General features: G+C 46.1%; 12 protein-coding genes. 11 read left to right on the forward strand and 1 reads right to left on the reverse strand.

The window, feature by feature from the left end; genetic code table 11:
* The first annotated feature begins 180 nt into the window (after positions 1-180).
* The 6 genes from QWT69_RS02595 to panF all read left to right on the forward strand — a co-directional run bounded on the left by QWT69_RS02595 (position 181) and on the right by panF (position 11869).
* Positions 181-5304 (forward strand): S8 family serine peptidase, encoded by a 5124-nt coding sequence (locus QWT69_RS02595; protein WP_317968687.1) that lies wholly within the window; start codon positions 181-183, stop codon positions 5302-5304.
* A 116-nt stretch (positions 5305-5420) separates the two neighbouring features.
* On the forward strand, positions 5421-6026 hold the full coding sequence (locus QWT69_RS02600) for a 3'-5' exonuclease (RefSeq protein WP_317968689.1): 606 nt from the start codon (positions 5421-5423) through the stop codon (positions 6024-6026).
* Positions 6027-6517: 491 nt separating this feature from the next.
* Positions 6518-7480 carry a nuclease-related domain-containing protein gene (locus tag QWT69_RS02605; RefSeq protein ID WP_317968691.1) on the forward strand — a complete coding sequence of 321 codons (963 nt, stop codon included), beginning with the start codon at positions 6518-6520 and terminating at the stop codon, positions 7478-7480.
* 580 nt (positions 7481-8060) lie between these two features.
* Positions 8061-9953, forward strand: a complete 1893-nt coding sequence (locus QWT69_RS02610; protein WP_317968693.1) for an S-layer homology domain-containing protein — start codon at positions 8061-8063, stop codon at positions 9951-9953.
* A gap of 159 nt (positions 9954-10112) precedes the next feature.
* Positions 10113-10430 carry a YhdT family protein gene (locus tag QWT69_RS02615; protein WP_317968695.1) on the forward strand — a complete coding sequence of 106 codons (318 nt, stop codon included), beginning with the start codon at positions 10113-10115 and terminating at the stop codon, positions 10428-10430.
* Positions 10427-11869: a sodium/pantothenate symporter gene (panF, locus tag QWT69_RS02620; protein WP_317968697.1), complete on the forward strand. Its 1443-nt coding sequence runs from the start codon at positions 10427-10429 to the stop codon at positions 11867-11869. Before QWT69_RS02615 ends, panF begins: the two co-directional genes overlap by 4 nt.
* An 845-nt stretch (positions 11870-12714) precedes the next feature.
* Here panF and QWT69_RS17290 read toward each other — a convergent pair.
* Positions 12715-12828, reverse strand: a complete 114-nt coding sequence (locus QWT69_RS17290; protein WP_431312307.1) for a putative holin-like toxin — start codon at positions 12826-12828, stop codon at positions 12715-12717.
* A gap of 379 nt (positions 12829-13207) precedes the next feature.
* Here QWT69_RS17290 and QWT69_RS02625 point away from each other — a divergent pair, with 379 nt between their 5' ends.
* From QWT69_RS02625 to QWT69_RS02645, 5 genes are all read left to right on the forward strand, one after another.
* Positions 13208-14089 carry a DMT family transporter gene (locus QWT69_RS02625; protein WP_317970867.1) on the forward strand — a complete coding sequence of 294 codons (882 nt, stop codon included), beginning with the start codon at positions 13208-13210 and terminating at the stop codon, positions 14087-14089.
* 198 nt (positions 14090-14287) lie between these two features.
* Positions 14288-15370: a CAP and S-layer homology domain-containing protein gene (locus QWT69_RS02630; RefSeq protein WP_317968699.1), complete on the forward strand. Its 1083-nt coding sequence runs from the start codon at positions 14288-14290 to the stop codon at positions 15368-15370.
* Between the two features lie 194 nt (positions 15371-15564).
* Positions 15565-16728 (forward strand): S41 family peptidase, encoded by a 1164-nt coding sequence (locus QWT69_RS02635; RefSeq protein WP_317968701.1) that lies wholly within the window; start codon positions 15565-15567, stop codon positions 16726-16728.
* A 271-nt stretch (positions 16729-16999) separates the two neighbouring features.
* A complete protein-coding gene (locus QWT69_RS02640) occupies positions 17000-18289 on the forward strand; it encodes a nucleotide sugar dehydrogenase (protein WP_317968703.1) in 1290 nt (429 codons plus the stop codon).
* Complete coding sequence (locus QWT69_RS02645) at positions 18290-19003, forward strand: WecB/TagA/CpsF family glycosyltransferase (protein WP_317968705.1); 714 nt, start codon at positions 18290-18292, stop codon at positions 19001-19003.
* The last annotated feature ends 488 nt before the right edge of the window (positions 19004-19491 follow it).

A 19491-nucleotide genomic window follows, 5' to 3' on the forward strand; every position in this document is an offset into this window, starting at 1 on the left:
ACACAATTCTATAAAATCACCTGCCGCCTATGAACTACCTGCAGTTAAATTTCCCGGCACCTTTGAACGATTTTTCTGAACAATCGATACATTCGACACCAATCGCTATTTTCAAAATAATCACCCTATGATATGTTGGGAAAGGTACAATCTACTAAACTACCAAGGGGGAATTGGAATTTGAAAAAGCACAACTTCACTAAACTGCTAAGCACATTCTTAGCACTCATCCTAGTTCTATCGCTTGCCACTCCATTCTCGGCACTCGCGTCAACAAGCGCAGATACCGACAATCCAACTGAAGCGACAGCACTAACAAAAGCTTTCAAAGAAAACCTTCCTAGCGAAAGCACACTTCAAAAGAAAGCAGCCATCGCCGAACAACTCAACTTGCTTGGGGGCGACGCCAAACTTCATGACCAACTTAAAAACGTAACAGGGAACCAATTAGTTCCTGTTATCATTCACTTCTCGGAACCATCTGTAGGATTGGAAACAGGCATCAAGAATCTTGCCGGTAAATCCATCTCCAGTGCTGAAGTACAAGCTGTAAAACAGAAAGTACGCACGCAGCAGATCAGAGCGAAAAAAGAAATGGTCATCAAAGGCATTCAGTTCAGTGAAGGATTCAGCTATGACACAGTTCTTAACGGTGTATCTGGAACTGTCAAAGCAGATGACATTGAAAAACTTCTAGAAATCGACGGCATCACACTTGTTGAGCCCGACACAGAAGTACATGCTTACGAAGACAATAAATCAAAAAGCCTAGCAGCAACAAAGAACAACTTAAAAAAACCGCTTCCTTCAGACAACAAACTGAAAGATAAAGCGAAAGACGCCATTGTCGAAGCGAAAATGGACACAAGCATCGGCTTCCTCGGCATCGACGCTCTTTGGGCTGAAGGAATCGAAGGCCAAGGCATTAAAGTCGCAGTCCTTGATACAGGAATCGATGCAAACCACCCGGACTTCCAAGGGATCTATAAAGGCGGTAAAAACTTCGTACCGCACACTGGCTCCGATTACGCGAGACCACGTGCAGATGACGACGCATCTGAAACATCACCAATGGATCGTCCATCCAACAAACCAGAATTCAATGCGAATGGAAGCGCTTTCTATACTTCCCACGGTACACACGTAGCAGGAACAATCGCAGCAATCGGCAATAACGAATACGGCATTAAAGGTATTGCACCGAAAGTCGACCTTTACGCATACCGCGTACTCGGCGCATACGGAAGTGGTTCCACATCAGGCATCATCAAAGCCATCGACACAGCAGTTATCGAAGGCATGGATGTCATCAACTTATCACTCGGCGGCGGAGCAAACTCCGAAACAGACGGCGCATCATTTGCCATCAACAACGCCATGTTGGCTGGGACAATTTCAGTCATCGCTACAGGAAACTCAGGTCCGAACCGCGGCACAATGGGCACACCGTCCACATCCCGTCTCGGCATCGCAGTAGCGAACACAACAAACCCTGAAGCACATTACAATACTGACGCAACAATCACAATCGGAGACTACAATCTCTCTAAAAAACTAAATCTAATGGGTACAACATTTGGACAAGACCTTGCCACACAACTTAACGGCAACTATGCACTAGTCGCAGTACCAGGCGTCGGCAAACCTGCAGATTACGCAGGCGTTGACGTAAGCGGCAAAATCGCACTCGTTTCCCGCGGTGAAATCGCATTCGTCGACAAAATCGCAGCAGCCAAAGACAAAGGCGCAATCGGCATTATCGTCCATAACTTCTCGGGCGGATCGAACGCACCAGGCCCATCCGGCACATTCCTTGGTGACGCATTCGAATTCATCCCAACATTCGATATGTCCGTAACGGACGGCGAAGCAATCCGTGCAGCACTTGCACAAGCAGAAGGGACAATCTCCTTCGCGAATTTTGATAAAACATTAACAGCAGGCGACGAAGTAAACGACTCCAGTTCACGTGGACCGTCCACACCGAACTTCGACATCAAACCAGACGTCGCAGCACCAGGAACAAACATCATGTCAACAATTCCAATGTACAAAGCAGATTACCCGGAAGCTACTTACGAAAAAGCCTACACGCGTAAAACAGGTACTTCCATGGCTACACCACATATTGCTGGAATCGCGGCACTCGTGAAACAAGCGAATCCATCGTGGAACGCTTTCGACGTCAAAGTCGCACTATCCAACACAGCCAAAGTTCTTGATACTGGCAAGTACGATGTCTTCGCACAAGGTGCAGGCCGCGTACAGGCATACCAAGCGGCACATCCTGAAATTCTTGCGTATGCACAAGATACAGCAAATAATGACGGGAAAACGGTTGAAAACATTAAAGGTACCGTCACATTCGGTCCTCAATCTCTTAAAGAAAACGTCTCAGTCGTCAAACAAATCGTCGTGAAAAACAAGAACGGCAGCGGCGGCACATATAACGCAACAGTTGAAATGTTAAAAGGGTTCGGTGACGCATCAGTCACAATCGACAAACCGAGCTTCACACTATCTGGCGAAGAAACACTAAACGTCACATTAACAGCATCTGCAAATTCAAACGCTAAACCTGGTGATGAAGTTCTTGGTTACATTCACATCACAGGTGGCAGCACAACAGCTTCATTGCCATTCGCAGCAGATTTCGGCGGGGCACCTGAAGCCGAAGTGAAAAACATGGCAATCTCTGAACCAGACCTAAGCTTTAATGGCGACGGTGTGAAAGACGAAGGAATGCTTACATTCACAATCACAGGTGACGTAGGCGTCAACTTCATTGAAATCTGGGATATCATGGATCCTGAAGGCGGAGCATATGGCGACGGCTATATCGGCTATTTACACGCAGCTTCAAGTCTAGGAGCAGGTTCTTACCAGCTTCCAGTCCGTGGACAATATTCGCCATGGGATGCATCGCCGGCAACAACAATTCCTGACGGCTTGTATACAATCGACTTCTCTGCAGAAACGGTATCAGGCAATCCGCCTGTCATCGGTGACTATGTTGGACCGGTCGTTGTTAAATCCGAAGCTGGAACAGTAACAGGCGCAATCGAAGGTACAACGGCAACAGGTGCAATCGAAGACGCATATATTCAGTACCAAGCAGAACTAGTTGGGTACGGTATGGGTTACGACATTAACACGAAACTTAAAGCGAAGTATGAAGTAACAGAAGGCGAAGAAGTCGTCGCTACTGAAACAATCAAACTCGAACAGGACGGTACATTCACTTTCGAACTTCCTGAACTCGACAAGAAAAACAACTCAGTAACAGTGAAATACGAAGACGCAGCAGGCAATAAAGCTGAAGCAGTCATCTATAACGCTGGCGACCAAGTTGAAGATGAAGTAACGTACACAGTCAATCACGAAGCACTTGCTCTTAAAGTAGGCGATGCTGAGCAATTGACAGTAACAGAAACAACAACGAAACCAGACGGCACAAAAGAAGAAAAAGACGTCACAGCTGAAGCGACATTCGAATCAGCTGACGCAACAATCGCAACAGCAACAAACGGCAATGTAACAGCGATTGCTGCAGGCACAACGAACATTACAGTCACATACAAAGAGTTCACAGCTACGGTAGCAGTGGAAGTTGCAAAAAAAGACGGAGAAATCGGTGAAGAAAAAGTCACGTATTCCGTCAATAAAACACAACTGAAGCTAGGTGTCGATCAGCAAGAACAACTATATGTAACGAAAACAACTGTAGCAGCTGACGGTACAGTTACAGAAAAAGACGTCACTGGCCAAATGCGCTACAACGCAGTAAATAACAAAATTGCGACATTCCAAAAAGGACTTGTCACAGCAAAAAAAGTTGGTAAAACACAAGTGCGTGTCCTCATTCCAGGTGAAGAAACAATCTTCGTCTACGTGGAAGTTGAACCGACACCACAAAACAGCATTTCGTATTCTGTGAATAAAAACCACCTGAACCTAGGCGAAGGCCACCAGGAACAGTTGTATGTCACAGAAACAACAGTCACACCTGACGGCAACGTCACAGAAAGAGACGTAACAGGCCTTCAATCGTACAAGGTCATCGACAACACAGTAGCAACAGTCAAAAAGGGACTCGTCACTGCAAGAGAAGTAGGGATGTCACAAGTTGAAATCTCATTAACGAACAATGAAAAAATCTATGTCTACGTAACTGTAGAAAAACTTCCGCAAGACGTCATCACTTACAGCCTCAACAAAAAGAAGTTGACGATGGCGGCAGGAGAGCAATTCCAACTAAAAGTAACAAAGACAACAGTCACTCCATCAGGCAAATCAACTAAAAATGACGCAACAATCGACGCACAATTCAACGTCGTCAACAACACATTGGCGAAAGTCCAACGTGGTCTTGTCACTGCACATAATCCAGGCAAGACACAAGTCCGCGTCGTACTTCCTGACGGCGAAGTCACACTCGTCTACCTAGAAGTAACTGGCGAACCAGCACAACCTGAACAACCTGAGCAACCGGCAGAACCTGAAACTCCGGAAGTTCCAGACACAATCACATTCACTGTCAATAAAGACCAAGTTGCGCTTACAGTAGGTGACTCGGACCAACTGACGGTTAAACAAACAATAACAAAAGCAGACGGCACATCCAGTGACGAAATCGTCACAGCAACATCAACATTCACGTCAAACGATGAAGCAGTCGCAACAGTCGCAAACGGAATAATCACAGCAGTTGGCCCTGGCCAAACTGCAATCACAGTAACAAACGGTGACTTCACTGCAACTGTTTCAGTAACTGTCGCAGCAATCCCTGAACCTGAAGTCGAAGAGCCACAAAGAAATGTCTACACACTAACGGAAGATAATATCGTTGGTCAAAATGGTAACATTAGCGTAGATTTATCATCTTTTGATGGTGAAGCTGATATCGAAATTAGTGCGGCTGTCCTAGCAAAGATTGTTGATGCTAACAACGCTATCACTATCCAAAAAGACGGTACAGTTATCCTTCTTAATAAAAACAATTTGGAGGGTATTAACACAGACATTACAATCTCTGTTGCAAAAAATGATGCAGCAACTCTCGGTGCCGTATCCGATCTGTATACAATTACATTCTGGAGCGGAATCGGAGAAGCAAAGCAACAATTAACAGCACTGAATAATAATAATTTTGAGGTTACGATGTCAGTGAATAGTAACAAGAAGTTTAATGTCTGGAATATGGTTACAAATAGTAAGGTTGTAAAAAACAAAAAGTCAGACAAAGACGGCAAAATCAACTTCAAAACCATTAATGCCGGCAGTTTCGTAGCTATCGAAATCTAACAGCAACAATAAACAGCCTTTCCAAATCGGAAAGGCTGTTTATTTACACTGGAATAGGGAATTGAATAATGAAACACTGCGTAATCAGCTGAAAAGAAAAAGGATGTGCATCCAAGATGAACCCAAACCGAAAGGCTTCAGAACTAATAAAGAAAAAAGAAGACATTCAAAATTGGAACGCTCGGAGAGCCTCCCAAAAAAGAAAATATAAAACAACGACTAAAGCCGTACATGACTATGTTGTCCTCGACTTTGAAACAACAGGCTTTCGCGCTGGCGCAGACCGCATCATTCAGATCGGGGCCCTCAAATACATTAATCACGAACAGACAGACCTACTCAATTCATTCATCAATCCCGAACGGCATATACCGGCAACAATCACCAAACTTACAGGCATCTCAAACGACATGGTCCAATGGGCTCCCACAATCGAAAACAAAATCGACGAACTTCTCGAATTCATCGATGACTTACCAATCATCGCACACAACGCCTCCTTCGACATGGGCTTCCTCTACGCATTAGACAACCTAGAAGGCATCAGCATCCCAGCATACACCGTCATCGACACTGTAAAACTCGCACGCAAAAAAATCATCGAAACACCCAATCATAAACTCGGCACACTCGCCGACTACCTACAAATCGAACACGACGCACACGACGCAATCGGCGACTGCCTAGCAACCGCCGCCATCTACCAATACTGCACGCTCTAAAAACCGCCAAAAGAGCGGTTTTTTCATGTCTCCAAACCTAAAACCCCATAATCACCACCAAAAGTCCAAACGAGCCCTCAGAAGTCCATAACTCCCACTAAAACTCCAAAAGATCCCGCAAAAGTCCAAAAGCCACCCCCTTTGATTTGTAAAAACCATCCAGCGCGCCAACTAATCCCTCCAACCCAAACCCCCCGCGATCATAATAGAGAAAACTCCAAACTCACCATCAAAACTCCAAACGCCTCTCCAAAAGTCCATAACTCCCACTAAAACTCCAAAAGATCCCGCAAAAGTCCAAAAGCCACCCCCTTTGATTTGTAAAAACCATTCAGCGCGACTCGTAAATTCACTAACATAAAAAATCCCGCGATCTCCGGAATGAAACCAAAATTCAATTTCTCCATATGAAATCCTATCAAAAATCCAATTTATCAAAAACCATTCCTTTGTAGCCGGTTCCCCGCTAAACTAACGATGAGGTGATAAAAATGATCTATAAAAACCGTACAATGCCAAACATACTCAAAGCACTCCAGGCACTTAACAAACGGCTACCACGCAATCACACAAAAAAGAACATCATCGAAAAAGAACTGTATAGCTCAAGGGCAGGCTACGCAGGAGAACTCGAGCTCGATACCTATATGACCGACTACAATCCGACCCATCCATACGCACTTCTGAATGATCTTTACCTGCACATCAACGGAGTGTATTTTCAAATTGACTCACTCCTCATTACACCCACCGCCTTTATTGTCATCGAAGTGAAAAACTACGCCGAAAAAACAGTCGTCACCAAAAATCCAATCCAATTCATCAAAGTCTATAAAAACGGCGACCGCAAAGCACGACCGAACGTTATTAATGAAGTAAACCGCAAAATCCAACACCTTGAAAAGTGGCTAAATAAAAGAAATATCCAGCCTCACATTGAAGGCCTCATCACATTCGCACAAACAAACGAACTATCCTTTGAATCTCCTAATCCGGGCATGAAAATCCTATCCACTGATGAAGCACCCGCATATCTTGAATCACTCTCTACGCAGTCTTCTACGCTTAATGAAGAAAGTATCCACAACATAGCAATCGATCTGGCCAAACACCATGAAGAATATAATCCATTTCCACTTGTCGCCCGCTATGGAATAAAACCATCCGATATAATGCCTGGCGTCTTATGTCCCTCTTGCCTTCAACTCGGCATGAAATGGAACAGAGAGAAGTGGAATTGTCAATGTGGGCACAAAGGAAAAGTAGAACATTTACACACAATCGGCGAATGGTTCATGCTCATCCAACCAACAATTACCAACCGGGAATTCCGGTATTTCACCAGATTAGCGAACCAAAATGTCGCACGTACGCTCCTTAAAAAGTCAGGATTGCAAAAACTAGGTGAAAAAAGAACCTCACATTATATACAACGCAAACAATCCCTAATCTAAAAACGCTCCAACAAGGAGCGTTTTACTTCGCTGTTTTCTAAAACTCCAAAATCACCCTCAAAACTCCAAACGCCCCTCCAAAAGTCCATAACTCCCACCAAAAGTCCAAAAGCACCCGCAAAAGTCCAAAAGCCAACCCCTTAATTTGTAAAAACCATTCAGCGCGCCAAATAATCCCTCCTACTCAAATCACCCGCGGTCATAACAACACAAACTCCAAAATCACCCTCAAAACTCCAAACGCCCCTCCAAAAGTCCATAACTCCCCGCAGAAGTCCAAACGAGCCCGCAAAAGTCCAAAAGCCAACCGCTTAATTTGTAAAAACCATTCAGCGCGCCAAATATCCCCTCCGACTCAAATCACCCGCGATCATAACAACACAAACTCCAAACTCACCATCAAAACTCCAAACGCCTCTCCAAAAGTCCATAACTGCTCCTAAAACTCCAAACGCCCCTCCAGAAGTCCAAAAGCATCCACTAAAACTCCAAAACCCAAAAAATCCCCAAAAACTTAACGCCAACTTAACCTCCACCCGATACGATAAGAAAGATTCATATTTTAAGGAGGAAGAAAACTATGAAGTGGCCATGCAAAAGAAAGATTCTCAGCTGGTGGGCAATCCCCATACTACTCATCGCACTGTTCAGTCCAATAGGATCCATGCCATCAGCAGCAGCACAGAAAACCTACACAGATGTCAGTCCATCGAATAGCCATTATCACAGCATCATGGCTGCAATGGAACTGGAATTCATGACCGGCTTTTCAGATGGAACGTTCAAACCGAATGCCAAACTGTCCAGAGGGCATGTCGTAAAAGCACTCGGGAAATACGTCGTCAAAACGAGCGGAAAAGACCTGGCGGAATTTGATACGGCAAACGTCCAGCCGTTCAACGACGTACCCGCAAACTATCCTGATCATGAACTCTATCGCTATTCACTCATCGTGAAACAAGCGAACATATTCAATGGAAGCAACAACAATCTGATGCCGAAAGACTTCATCACGAGACAGCAAATGTCCAAAGTGCTCGTCAATGCGTTCAATCTGCAAAACGTCCCAGGCGTCTCATCAAAAGTGACCGACAACAACTTAGCTACAGCCGAATACAGACCGTATATCGATATCCTTTCCGAAAACAACGTCACATCCGTCGAAAAGTACCGTCCACGCGAACAGACAACACGTGCTCAATTCGCATCATTCCTAATCGCAGCACATCATGCATCCAAGAAGAATCCGGCACCATCACCAAATCCAAAGCCGGATCCGAATCCAACACCAGACCCGAATCCAACACCGGATCCGAATCCAAAGCCTGACCCGAGCCCAAAACCAGATCCGAATCCAAAGCCCGACCCGAATCCAAAGCCTGACCCGAACCCAAAACCGGATCCGAATCCACAACCAGACCCAGTCATTCCCGTCCCGGTTCCAGTCCCTGACCCGCTCCCGGTATCAGTCGAAAGTATAGACGGTATTTCCATTACAAATATCCAAATCCCGCAACTGCCTGCAACAGTACTCGTGAAATACGACAATAATTCATTACAAGCACATAATGTCACGTGGAATACAGCTCCTTTCGATTTCAGAAAGACGGGCATTTACAACGTACAGGGAGCTGTCGACAAAACAGCATTTACAGCAATCATTCAAGTAACCGTCACTGAATTTAACCTCATTCCTTTCCCAGGATTAAATCCGGGCTTGCCACATGAACAAACAGACAAATATTTCACAGAACTGCCAAATCGCATCAAAGCATCCGACAATGCAATGGCTGCATTCGGCGTATGGGCGGAAGCATTCAATGAAGTGAACAGACTGAAAAAGTTAGACACGCCTACATCGAAACTTTACGACATCCCAAAATACGAACGGATTCTGGACGAACAGCAAGCTGTCATCGGTCAATGGCAAAAAGACATTAACAAAGCTAAAACAGAAGCAATTGAAGCTATTAACAACTTGCCAGGAAAAATTAAGACTGCAAAATCGGCCACAGAAGCGCGCGTCCTATATCTCGCAGCCAAAGCAAAAATGGATGCTATTCAAAAGCTCGATAAAACGTATAAACCGTCAAAACTAATTGACACGTTAACGAATATGCAAAAAGTCATAAACGACTGGACAGAACTCGAAGTCTCCATCAATCAAATGACGATCGAAATTCCTAATCCAACGGCCCAAAGTCCACATATTAAACTAGGTTGGCCAACCGACAAAAAAGTCGAATCCGCTTGGGCTGTTATTAGCGGCGGAGAAGGCATCAACAAATCGATGGATACACTTATCCGGGACACGCGATTCATCCTGCCGGAAAGCAGAATCATCGACTTAACAGCTTCCGTTTCAAAAGGTGCTGTCACCTTAAGCCTGGAATATAGCGTCGTCCTCAGTCCTAATCCTGAGAAAGGAGCTGGATACAGACCCGCGTTCATCAAAGCTACTATCAATTTATAATCAATACAAGATGAAAACCCGCTAAGTAATCAAGCGGGTTTTTACCTATTTGAGTCCATCCCTCGCTGTACCCGAAAAACCCTCTTCCATCCACCCCTCAATCCTGTATAATCAATCCAACGACACAAATCGCTCACAAATCAGAAAGGAGCCAACAGCATGTCAATCAATCAAAAAACTCCAGACACATACACACCCGACCCACGATTCAAAATCGCCCATAAAGAAGCATGGATCGGCGTCGCACTCGCCATCTTCAACTTCATCTGGTGGTTCGGCTTCGCCTTTGGACTCGGCAACCGCCCGCCCGAAGAATACACATACACATTCGGTCTGCCCGACTGGTTCTTCTACAGCTGTGTCGTCGGTTTTATCTTAATGTCCATACTCGTTATCATCATCACGAAATTCTTCCTAACCGAAGTCTCACTCGAAGCCGAACCTGACCAACAAAAGGAGGAATTACCGAAGCTATGAACATCCAAGTCATTATTCCGTTGCTCATCTTCCTAATCGCGATCTTCGCCATCGGCTTCATCGCATCCAAACAGATGGGTTCAGGCGGCGGATTCCTCCAAGAATACTTCCTTGGCGGACGCGAACTCGGCGGATTTGTTCTAGCCATGACAATGGTCGCCACATACGGCAGCGCATCCAGCTTCCTCGGCGGACCAGGAACCGCCTACACAGTCGGCTTTGGTTGGATTCTTTTAGCCATGAGCCAAGTCGTCACCGGCTATTTCGTCCTACTCATCCTTGGAAAGAAATTCGCCATCCTAGCACGTAAATACAACGCCATCACAATGATCGACTTCTTGAAAGCGCGCTACAACAGCCCGTCCGTTGCGATTCTATCAGCCATTGCCATTATCATATTCTTATTCTCCGCCATGACCGCACAATGGGTCGGCGGCGCGCGGCTCATCGAATCGCTTACCGGACTGCAATACACAACAGCGCTTTTCATCTTCGCGATTTCCGTCCTCGTCTACGTGACAATCGGCGGATTCCGCGCAGTCGCACTGACCGACGCCGTCCAAGGCGCCATTATGGTCATCGGAACAACAATTCTCCTCATCGGCGTCATCATCGCCGGCGGGGGAGTACCAGCCATCATGCAAGATTTGCTCAATGAAAACCCGAGACTCGTCACGCCATACGGGGGAGACGGCACACTCACTCCCGCCTACATATCCTCCTTCTGGATACTCGTCGGTGTCGGTGTCGTCGGACTTCCGCAAATGGCCGTGCGCGCAATGAGCTATAAAAGCTCCCGCGCCATGCATCGCGCACTCATTATCGGCACAATCGTCACCGGTTTCATCATGCTCAACATGCACCTCATCGGCATTTTCGCGCGTCCCGTATTACCCGGAATTGACGTAGGGGACAAAGTCATTCCGCTAATCGCGCTCGAAGTATTGCCTCCTTGGCTCGCAGGCATCGTCCTCGCGGCACCAATGGCGGCCATCATGTCCACCGTCGACTCACTGCTTCTGCTCGTCAGTTCAGCAGTCGTCAAAGACGTCTACATCAACTTCATCAAACCCGACGCACCCGAAAAACGCGTCAAACAGATCAGCATCGGGGTCACAGCCATACTAGGAATCATCGTCTTCCTCCTAGCCCTGCAGCCACCCGACCTGCTCATCTTCCTGAACCTATTCGCCTTCGGAGGGTTAGAGGCCGCCTTCATCTGGCCAATCGTCCTAGGACTGTACTGGAAATACGGCAACAAATACGGCGCCATACTCAGCATGCTCACCGGCATCATTAGCTACATCGCGATCCACTTTTACAACGCAGCAAACGGCAACCTATTCGGCGTACACACAGTAACACTCCCAATCGTACTGTCACTCATCGCCTACATCATCGGCTCCCTCGCCATCCAGCGAAAAGCCTTCAGGTTCTAAAATGAAAAGCGGACCCCCACAACCGGGCGTCCGCTTTTTCCATCTAAAAGCTCATATAATTCCACAAAACCTCATATCCGCCTCCAAAACCGCATAAAACATTACGAAACTATATGGAATCTGCAAAACATAAAATCTCGAACGTACTCAGGGAATCTACATGTTTTACACAAAGCAATTTGAGCTGAGTCTATTTCGTTTTTATAAGGCGTGTTGAGTAATCAGTAATGATTACACCTAATCTCATCGGATAAAAAGCGGACTCTCCACCTGGAGATCCGCTTTTTCAATCCAAAAGATTATATATCCTTACAAAAGTACAAATCTACTGAAAGCATACATCTGCTAATTAAAAACTCCCCCAATCCCCTCAGTTTTGAGGGGGCTCCCTCGCTGGCAGGCAGGAACAAACGTTGTTTGTTCCAAGCCAAGAGGGTCCGGGTGCATCCAATTTGTCAACGGCTTTCAGCTCCTTATGCTCACTCGGGAAGGACACCCTCGCTCCGCTACCGCAGAAAGCCGTTGACAAATGCAATGTGTATGCGTGCTGCCTGGCGCAACACAACCAATGTCATCCCCAAACACAAAAAAGCCAGGATTCGCAGCAGCTCTCTCACCGCACATCCTGGTCCACTTACATTATCACTTCTTCACATATACGTAAGTATATTACTTTGTATGATTGTGGTATAATGTGCATATAATAAGAAAAGCTGAACGTCTACGAAACGTCCAGCTAATTTCAGTCACATGCCGCATGAAGAGCGGTTGACCAGGTTTTTGTTGGAGAAATGTTTACTCAAAGAGTAACCCCCATTTTGTTCCTGTCGAAAGGGAATGGGCGGTTACTTCTTTTTGTTGGTAAGGAGCACAATCATGCCAATAATAGCTGTTGCTTTTGTTGCAAATGCTATAAAAGCTTGAAATAGCATGTTCATTGCCTCGTAAGTTACCATCATATATAAACACCCCCTTTCTCAAGGGAGTGTCAACCGCCCATCTACTTTATGCAACTGATGTTCTCATTCTACCATCATTACGGTCTAGTAAACAGATATGTATGTAAGAGAATCACTTCAATCTCTATGGAAACGAAATTATGAAATTGCTCCTAAACAGAAAGGATTTAGCAATGGATCGCTAATCTCACAAAACTCCATAACTTCTCGCAAAACCTCATATCTCCAAATAAAAGCTCATATAACGCCCAAAAAGCTCATATATCCGAAAATAACCTCATAAACCCTCACTTTCCTGTATAATCAACTCATCAATCACTCACCAAAGAAAGAAGGCACAACAACTATGTGGAAACTCTACGCACTCCTCACAACAACAATGCTCGTCTGGGGACTAAACCTCCCCCTACTCAAATACATGCTCACATTCATGAATCCCGTCACCATGACAGCATTCCGCATCCTAACAGCCGGAATCACCGTCTTCATCATCCTAAGCGCATTCAAACTCGTCCGACTCCCAACAAAAAAAGAATGGACATACATCATCGGAGGAGCCGCACTCAACGTCGTCATGCACCACTACTTCCTCAACATGGGACTCTTCCGCACAACCGGCACAAACGCAGGCCTCATCCTAGGAACCGGCCCCGTCCTAACAGCCATCCTAACCGCACTCATCCTGCGAAACTACCCGACCAAAATCCAATGGCTCGGCGCCATCACAGGCTTCATCGGCATCGGATCCGTCGTCCTCGCAGGCGACCAAGGACTATCCGGCCTCAAAATAGGCGACGGCTTCATATTTCTCGCCATCCTTGCCCAAGTCTTTTCGTTTTTGATAATCGCGAAGGCGGCAAAGACGCTTGACCCAAGGCTTCTCACCGCGTACATGTTAACGACGGGAAGTCTCCTACTCATCATCATCAGCTTCATCCAAGAACCCGGCGAAATCGTCAAATTTACAACAGTTCCACCGTCATTCTGGGCAGCCTTCGCCGCCAGTGCCATTCTCGGAACTGCAGTCGGGCACATGCTCTACAACTATTCACTTGGAAAAGTCGGCCCATCCAAAGCCGCCATCTTCATGAACTTGAACACATTGTTCTCTCTCATCGGATCCGCACTCTTCCTAGGAGAAATCATCACAAGCCGTCACCTGATCGGTTTCGCACTCATCATCATCGGCGTCATCCTCGGATCAGGCGCAGCCGAAGACTTATGGAAAAAAAGGAAAAAGAAAAGGGAAGTGGAGGCCTAGGCCATCACTTCCTTTTTCGCTTTTGATTGGTAAAACCTATTCAGGGCGACTTGTACGCTAGTAAACTAAGTATCCTCCCAGCAACACAACCAACCTTCGGTTTTCAAAAGATGCACATAAAGTCCTGTGAAGAAAAAAAGAAATTTGCTCAACAAACTAGTAACAATGGACGATAATAGAAGAAAAGGAGCGTCCAACATGAAAAAACAACTCTTGACGACCGCGTTTGCCGCAACTCTACTATTCAGCACGACCTCATTACAAGCTCAAGCAAAATCATTTATAGACGTACCGACAACACACTGGGCGCATGCACCCATAGACACCATCTCAAACGCCGGCCTCATTAGCGGCTATGACGACGGTACTTATCGACTCAACCAGCCGGTGACTCGTGCTCAATCCGCAAAAATCGTTGCACTCGCAGTCAAAGCAAAGCCGACGGAAGATTACATACTGGCCTACAAAGATGTGACACAAGCACACGGCTCCTATAATCATATAAAAGCACTCACACAACGCGGTGTGTTCCCGAACAATGAAGCGTTCAACCCGAATACCCCGCTCAAACGGGGCGAAATGGCGAAAATGATCGCGATCGCTTACAACATCATTCTGGATGATAACGACCTCATCAGCTTCAAAGACGTCACGAAGACGAACGCCAACCACAAATACATCACAGCAATCGCTGAACTCGGCATCACGACAACGAAGCAAGGAGGCGAATTCCTTCCGGACGAGCCTGTATCGCGTGCCCATATGGCAGCTTTCGTCACCCGCGCGATGGAATTCGATGCCAAACGTAAAACCGGCGAAATCTATTACGACAAGGCGAAAAAACAATACATGGAAAAAGTCTATTCAATTCCTGAAGCGCCACCAGTCGCTATGGTAGATTCATATACCATCCAAACCATCACGCTCGTCAATAAAGAACGGCAACAAAAGAAAGCCGCCAAACTCGCACACGACAAAGCACTTTCAGCAATCGCTCAAAAGAAAGCGGAAGACATGGCGAACAACAACTACTTCGCCCATCAATCACCGACATACGGGTCCGTCGGCCAAATGCTTGACCGCTTCAAATATGACTGGACAGCATACGGTGAAAACATCGCCAAAGGCTACACGACATCTGATTCCGTCGTCGCCGGATGGGTGAACTCGCCAGGTCACTACAAGAACATCATGGAAAGTACATTCACGAACATCGGATCAGGCTATGCCACCGACAAAGACGGCACAACGTACTGGGTCCACATCTTCTCAAGAAAATAAGTACAACATCGAAAAGCAGAGACGCGCTCTTTGCTTTTTTTGCGCAAATAAATACCGCATAAACTACCACTCTTCAAAACTATTCTTCCGCTCCATGTCTTTAATCCCGTAAAGTGGGTATAATAAAAGAAGCATACATAAGAAATTTGAACTCTCTACTATATAAGACACCCCCTGGAAGGAGGATCATCGACATGAAAAAACTGCAAGCCGTTCTCTACGCCTTTATCGCAATCATCATACTTGCACCAACCGCACTCGCTGCAGACTCTGAAAGCGGCACGAAAGTCGAGGACATCAAATTCTTCGTCGAAAACTTTTACTACGGTGACATACCGGAAAACCTGCAAGACATGAAGACGATCGAAGAGGTGATGGGTGCACTCGATGATTACTCCAGATATATGACAGCGACTGAATACAACGATTACGTCGCATCTGTCGGAGCGGACGACTTAGCGTTAGCAGATTTGGACAAGCCTGGTATTACAAGCAGCCTGCTCTACGGCGACATCGGCTACATCCGCGTCAAAACCTTCTCCGGCACAATGGACAAAGAAGTCATCAAACATTACTTAAAATTAAAAAAGCAAGGAGCCGACAAACTGATTCTCGATCTTCGTTATAACGGCGGCGGCTACGTGGAAAGTGCTGAACAGCTGCTTGGTCACTTCGAAGGTGTCAAAACGGCCTATGAAATGAAGACAAGGGAAGGGAAGACGACAATCAAGCCGGTTCCCTCTAAAGTGAAATTTCCCGAAAAAACCTACGTCCTCGTTAACCGTTACTCCGCTTCAGCATCTGAAATCGTGGCGGCATCACTCCAGGATCAGAATGCAGCCATCGTTGTTGGAGAGAAGACAAAAGGGAAAGGCACGATCCAATCATTCTTTGAATTCGAAGACGGATCGGCACTCAAGCTAACAATCGGCGAATTCACCGGACCAAACCAGAAAAAGATCCATCACGCCGGTGTCATCCCGACAATCAAAGCCGATCATGACAATGAACTATCGACCATCCATGAACGGCTCATAAAAGAACGGCTTGCCGACCAGCAGTTTAAGACGCTGGACAACTTGCAAGCCGTCCCGACAGATAAGACATTCCAAATCCATTTCACACAGGAAATGAACCTTACGGACATTAATACGTCCAGTAAAGTAGAACTCGTCAAAGTGGGCGGCGTCGCAGTCCCGATTGTTGTCACACAAAACGGCAATGACAAACTCGACATCACACCAAATAAGCAAATGCAAAAAGGCGGCAGTTACTACCTTGTCATCCATCCCGGCTTTACAAACACAGTCGGACGCGCAACGAAAAATGGCGCTTACACATTTATTTCAGTAGAATGAACAGCAGAGAACCGGTAAGAAGACAGATGCCTCGTCTCCTTGTCGGTTCTCCCGCGTCCAAGATCAGTGGCATGCGCGCAACACTTTGTACCAACTAAGCGAATATGCTATAATCAACTAATTATTTAACTTGCTTCAAAAAGCGAGAACAAGCTAAAACTTCCAGCGGATTCACAAGCAACCTTGAAATGATCCGTACACAAATTACGCCGAGTCGTAATGATTAAAGCGAAACGATAAGCACGTACAAGAAGAAAGGAACATCATTCACATGACTAAAAACATTTGCGTAATCGGCCTTGGCTACATCGGACTCCCGACAGCTGTCATGTTCGCCAATAGCGGCGTTCACGTCCACGGTGTCGACATTAATGAAAGAGCCGTCAACATGATTTCTAACAAGCAACTTCATATAGAAGAGAACGGATTACAGGAACGCCTCGAGCAAGCAATCGACGAAGGCTTTTTCACTGTTTCCACAACGCCGGTAGAAGCAGACGTCTACATCGTCGCCGTTCCGTCACCAATCAATCCTGACAATACAGCGAACTTGGAATACATCCGCCAAGCAACTGCTTCAATCGTTCCACACTTGACACCGGGTGTACTCGTCATCTTAGAATCGACAGTTCCACCGAAAACCGTCGAAAACGTGATGTTGCCGGAACTTCGCAAGTCGAATCTGACTCTCGGTGAAGATCTATTCGTTTCCCACTCACCGGAACGCGTCATCCCGGGCAAAATCTTCGAAGAACTTGTCAATAACGACCGCATCGTCGGTGGCATTACACCTGAATCTGCGGAAATGACAAAAGCGCTTTACAAAACATTCGTCCAAGGGGAAATCCACCTAACAGACGCAACGACTGCTGAGCTCGTCAAAGTAATGGAGAACACATACCGTGACGTCAACATCGCATTCGCAAACGAACTGGCAAAAATCGCTGAAACGATCGGCGTAGATATATGGGAAGCAATCCGTTTCGCAAACTTCCACCCGCGTGTCAATATCCATACACCAGGTCCAGGAGTAGGCGGACACTGTATCGCCGTCGACCCGTGGTTCTTAGTAGAGTTAAGCCCTGAAAATGCGGACATCATCCATAAAGCCCGTCTGACAAACGACGCCATGCCGCAATTTGTCGCTCAAAAAGCGAAAAACATCTTGAATGACATGCAAATTACCAACGGCAAAGTGACTGTCCTTGGCCTGGCATTCAAAGGCGACGTCGACGACATGCGCGAAAGCCCGTCCGTGAAAGTGATCGAAGCGTTGCAGGCACTCGATATCGAAGTCGCGTCCTACGATCCGCACATCAAACACGTGCAGCACCCTACACAGGTGACGACAATGGAAGAAGCGACACAAGATGCGGACATACTCATCCTGACTACGGATCACACCGTGTTCAAACAGCTCAGCCCAAGTACGCTCACAACAAAGGAACCAAAACCGTTCATCTTGGATACAAAAAACGCACTTGATAAAAACAAATGGCAGCAAGCCGGTTTCCACTACTTGAAACTTGGAGACGGCTCACCAGTAGGAGTTATGAGTTAAATGAAAGAACAAGTACTCGGCGTCGACGTCAACACAGAGAACTACGATGAACTCATCCCTAAACTATTTGCGAACATCGACGCTGAAAAGAAATCACTCGTCGTCGCCATCAATCCCGAAAAGCTCATGAAGGCAAAAGAAGATCCCGAGCTTAAAGCACTCCTGAACCGTGCGGAATTTCAAATTCCGGACGGTGTGGGTGTCATAATCGCGTCCAAGCTTCAAAAAGGCAACATCAAGTCCCGCGTAACCGGCGTCGACACAATGGACAGGATCGTAAGAGAAGCCGCAAGATGCGGCAAGTCCATCTTCCTCTACGGCGCAAAACCCGGCGTAGCGGATGCGGCAGCTAGTAAACTAATCGAAACATACCCGGATCTAATCGTCGCGGGCACACAAGACGGCTATGAACAAGATACACAAAAAGTCATCGATACGATTAATGAAGCAAAGCCTGAAATTCTTTTCGTTGCGATGGGATCACCGAAACAGGAACTATGGATCGAACAACATCGCGACAACTTATACCCGACACTCTACCAAGGCGTCGGCGGAACATTCGACGTCCTGGCGGGCAATATTAAACGCGCACCAGCCGCTTTCCAAAAAGTCGGCGCCGAATGGTTATACCGTCTATTACTCGAACCAACCCGCATCAAACGGCAAATGAATCTACCGAAATTTTTATTTGAAATTATAAGGCAAAACAAATAAATGATACTTGTAATCTAGTAATACTGATGATAGAATACGTAAGTGTAAGGATAATTTCCTCTGTAACATATATAATTAAAGCCACGCAGAACGAAAACGGTTGGTTGACCGCACAAAAGGACTTGAACAGCTCCCATCTGTTCAGGTCCTTTTGTCTGTGGAAAAGCTGAAGGCGCTGTTTAGGAGCGACAGGCATAAGACGAATACGCGCCGTGGCGGTATTTGCCACAGCGCGTATTTGCTTATGACCCGAGCTCCTAGCGCCTGGAGCTAGACACTACAACTGCGGAAGTCCTTCAGCCTTTAAGAGCAAATCTGAAGACACTCTAATACTAGATTATTAAAGATCATCTTCAAACAACTTCTACTACACTACTTGTTTACATTTTTACTTAAGTATTTGTTAATTCGAAAAAACTCCTTCTATTTAAATATCACACATCACAATTCCAAAACAATAATCACAAATAGTCAGATTGCACGACTTT

The sequence above is a fragment of the Sporosarcina oncorhynchi genome, from assembly GCF_033304615.1.
Classification (GTDB): Bacteria; Bacillota; Bacilli; order Bacillales_A; family Planococcaceae; genus Sporosarcina; species Sporosarcina oncorhynchi.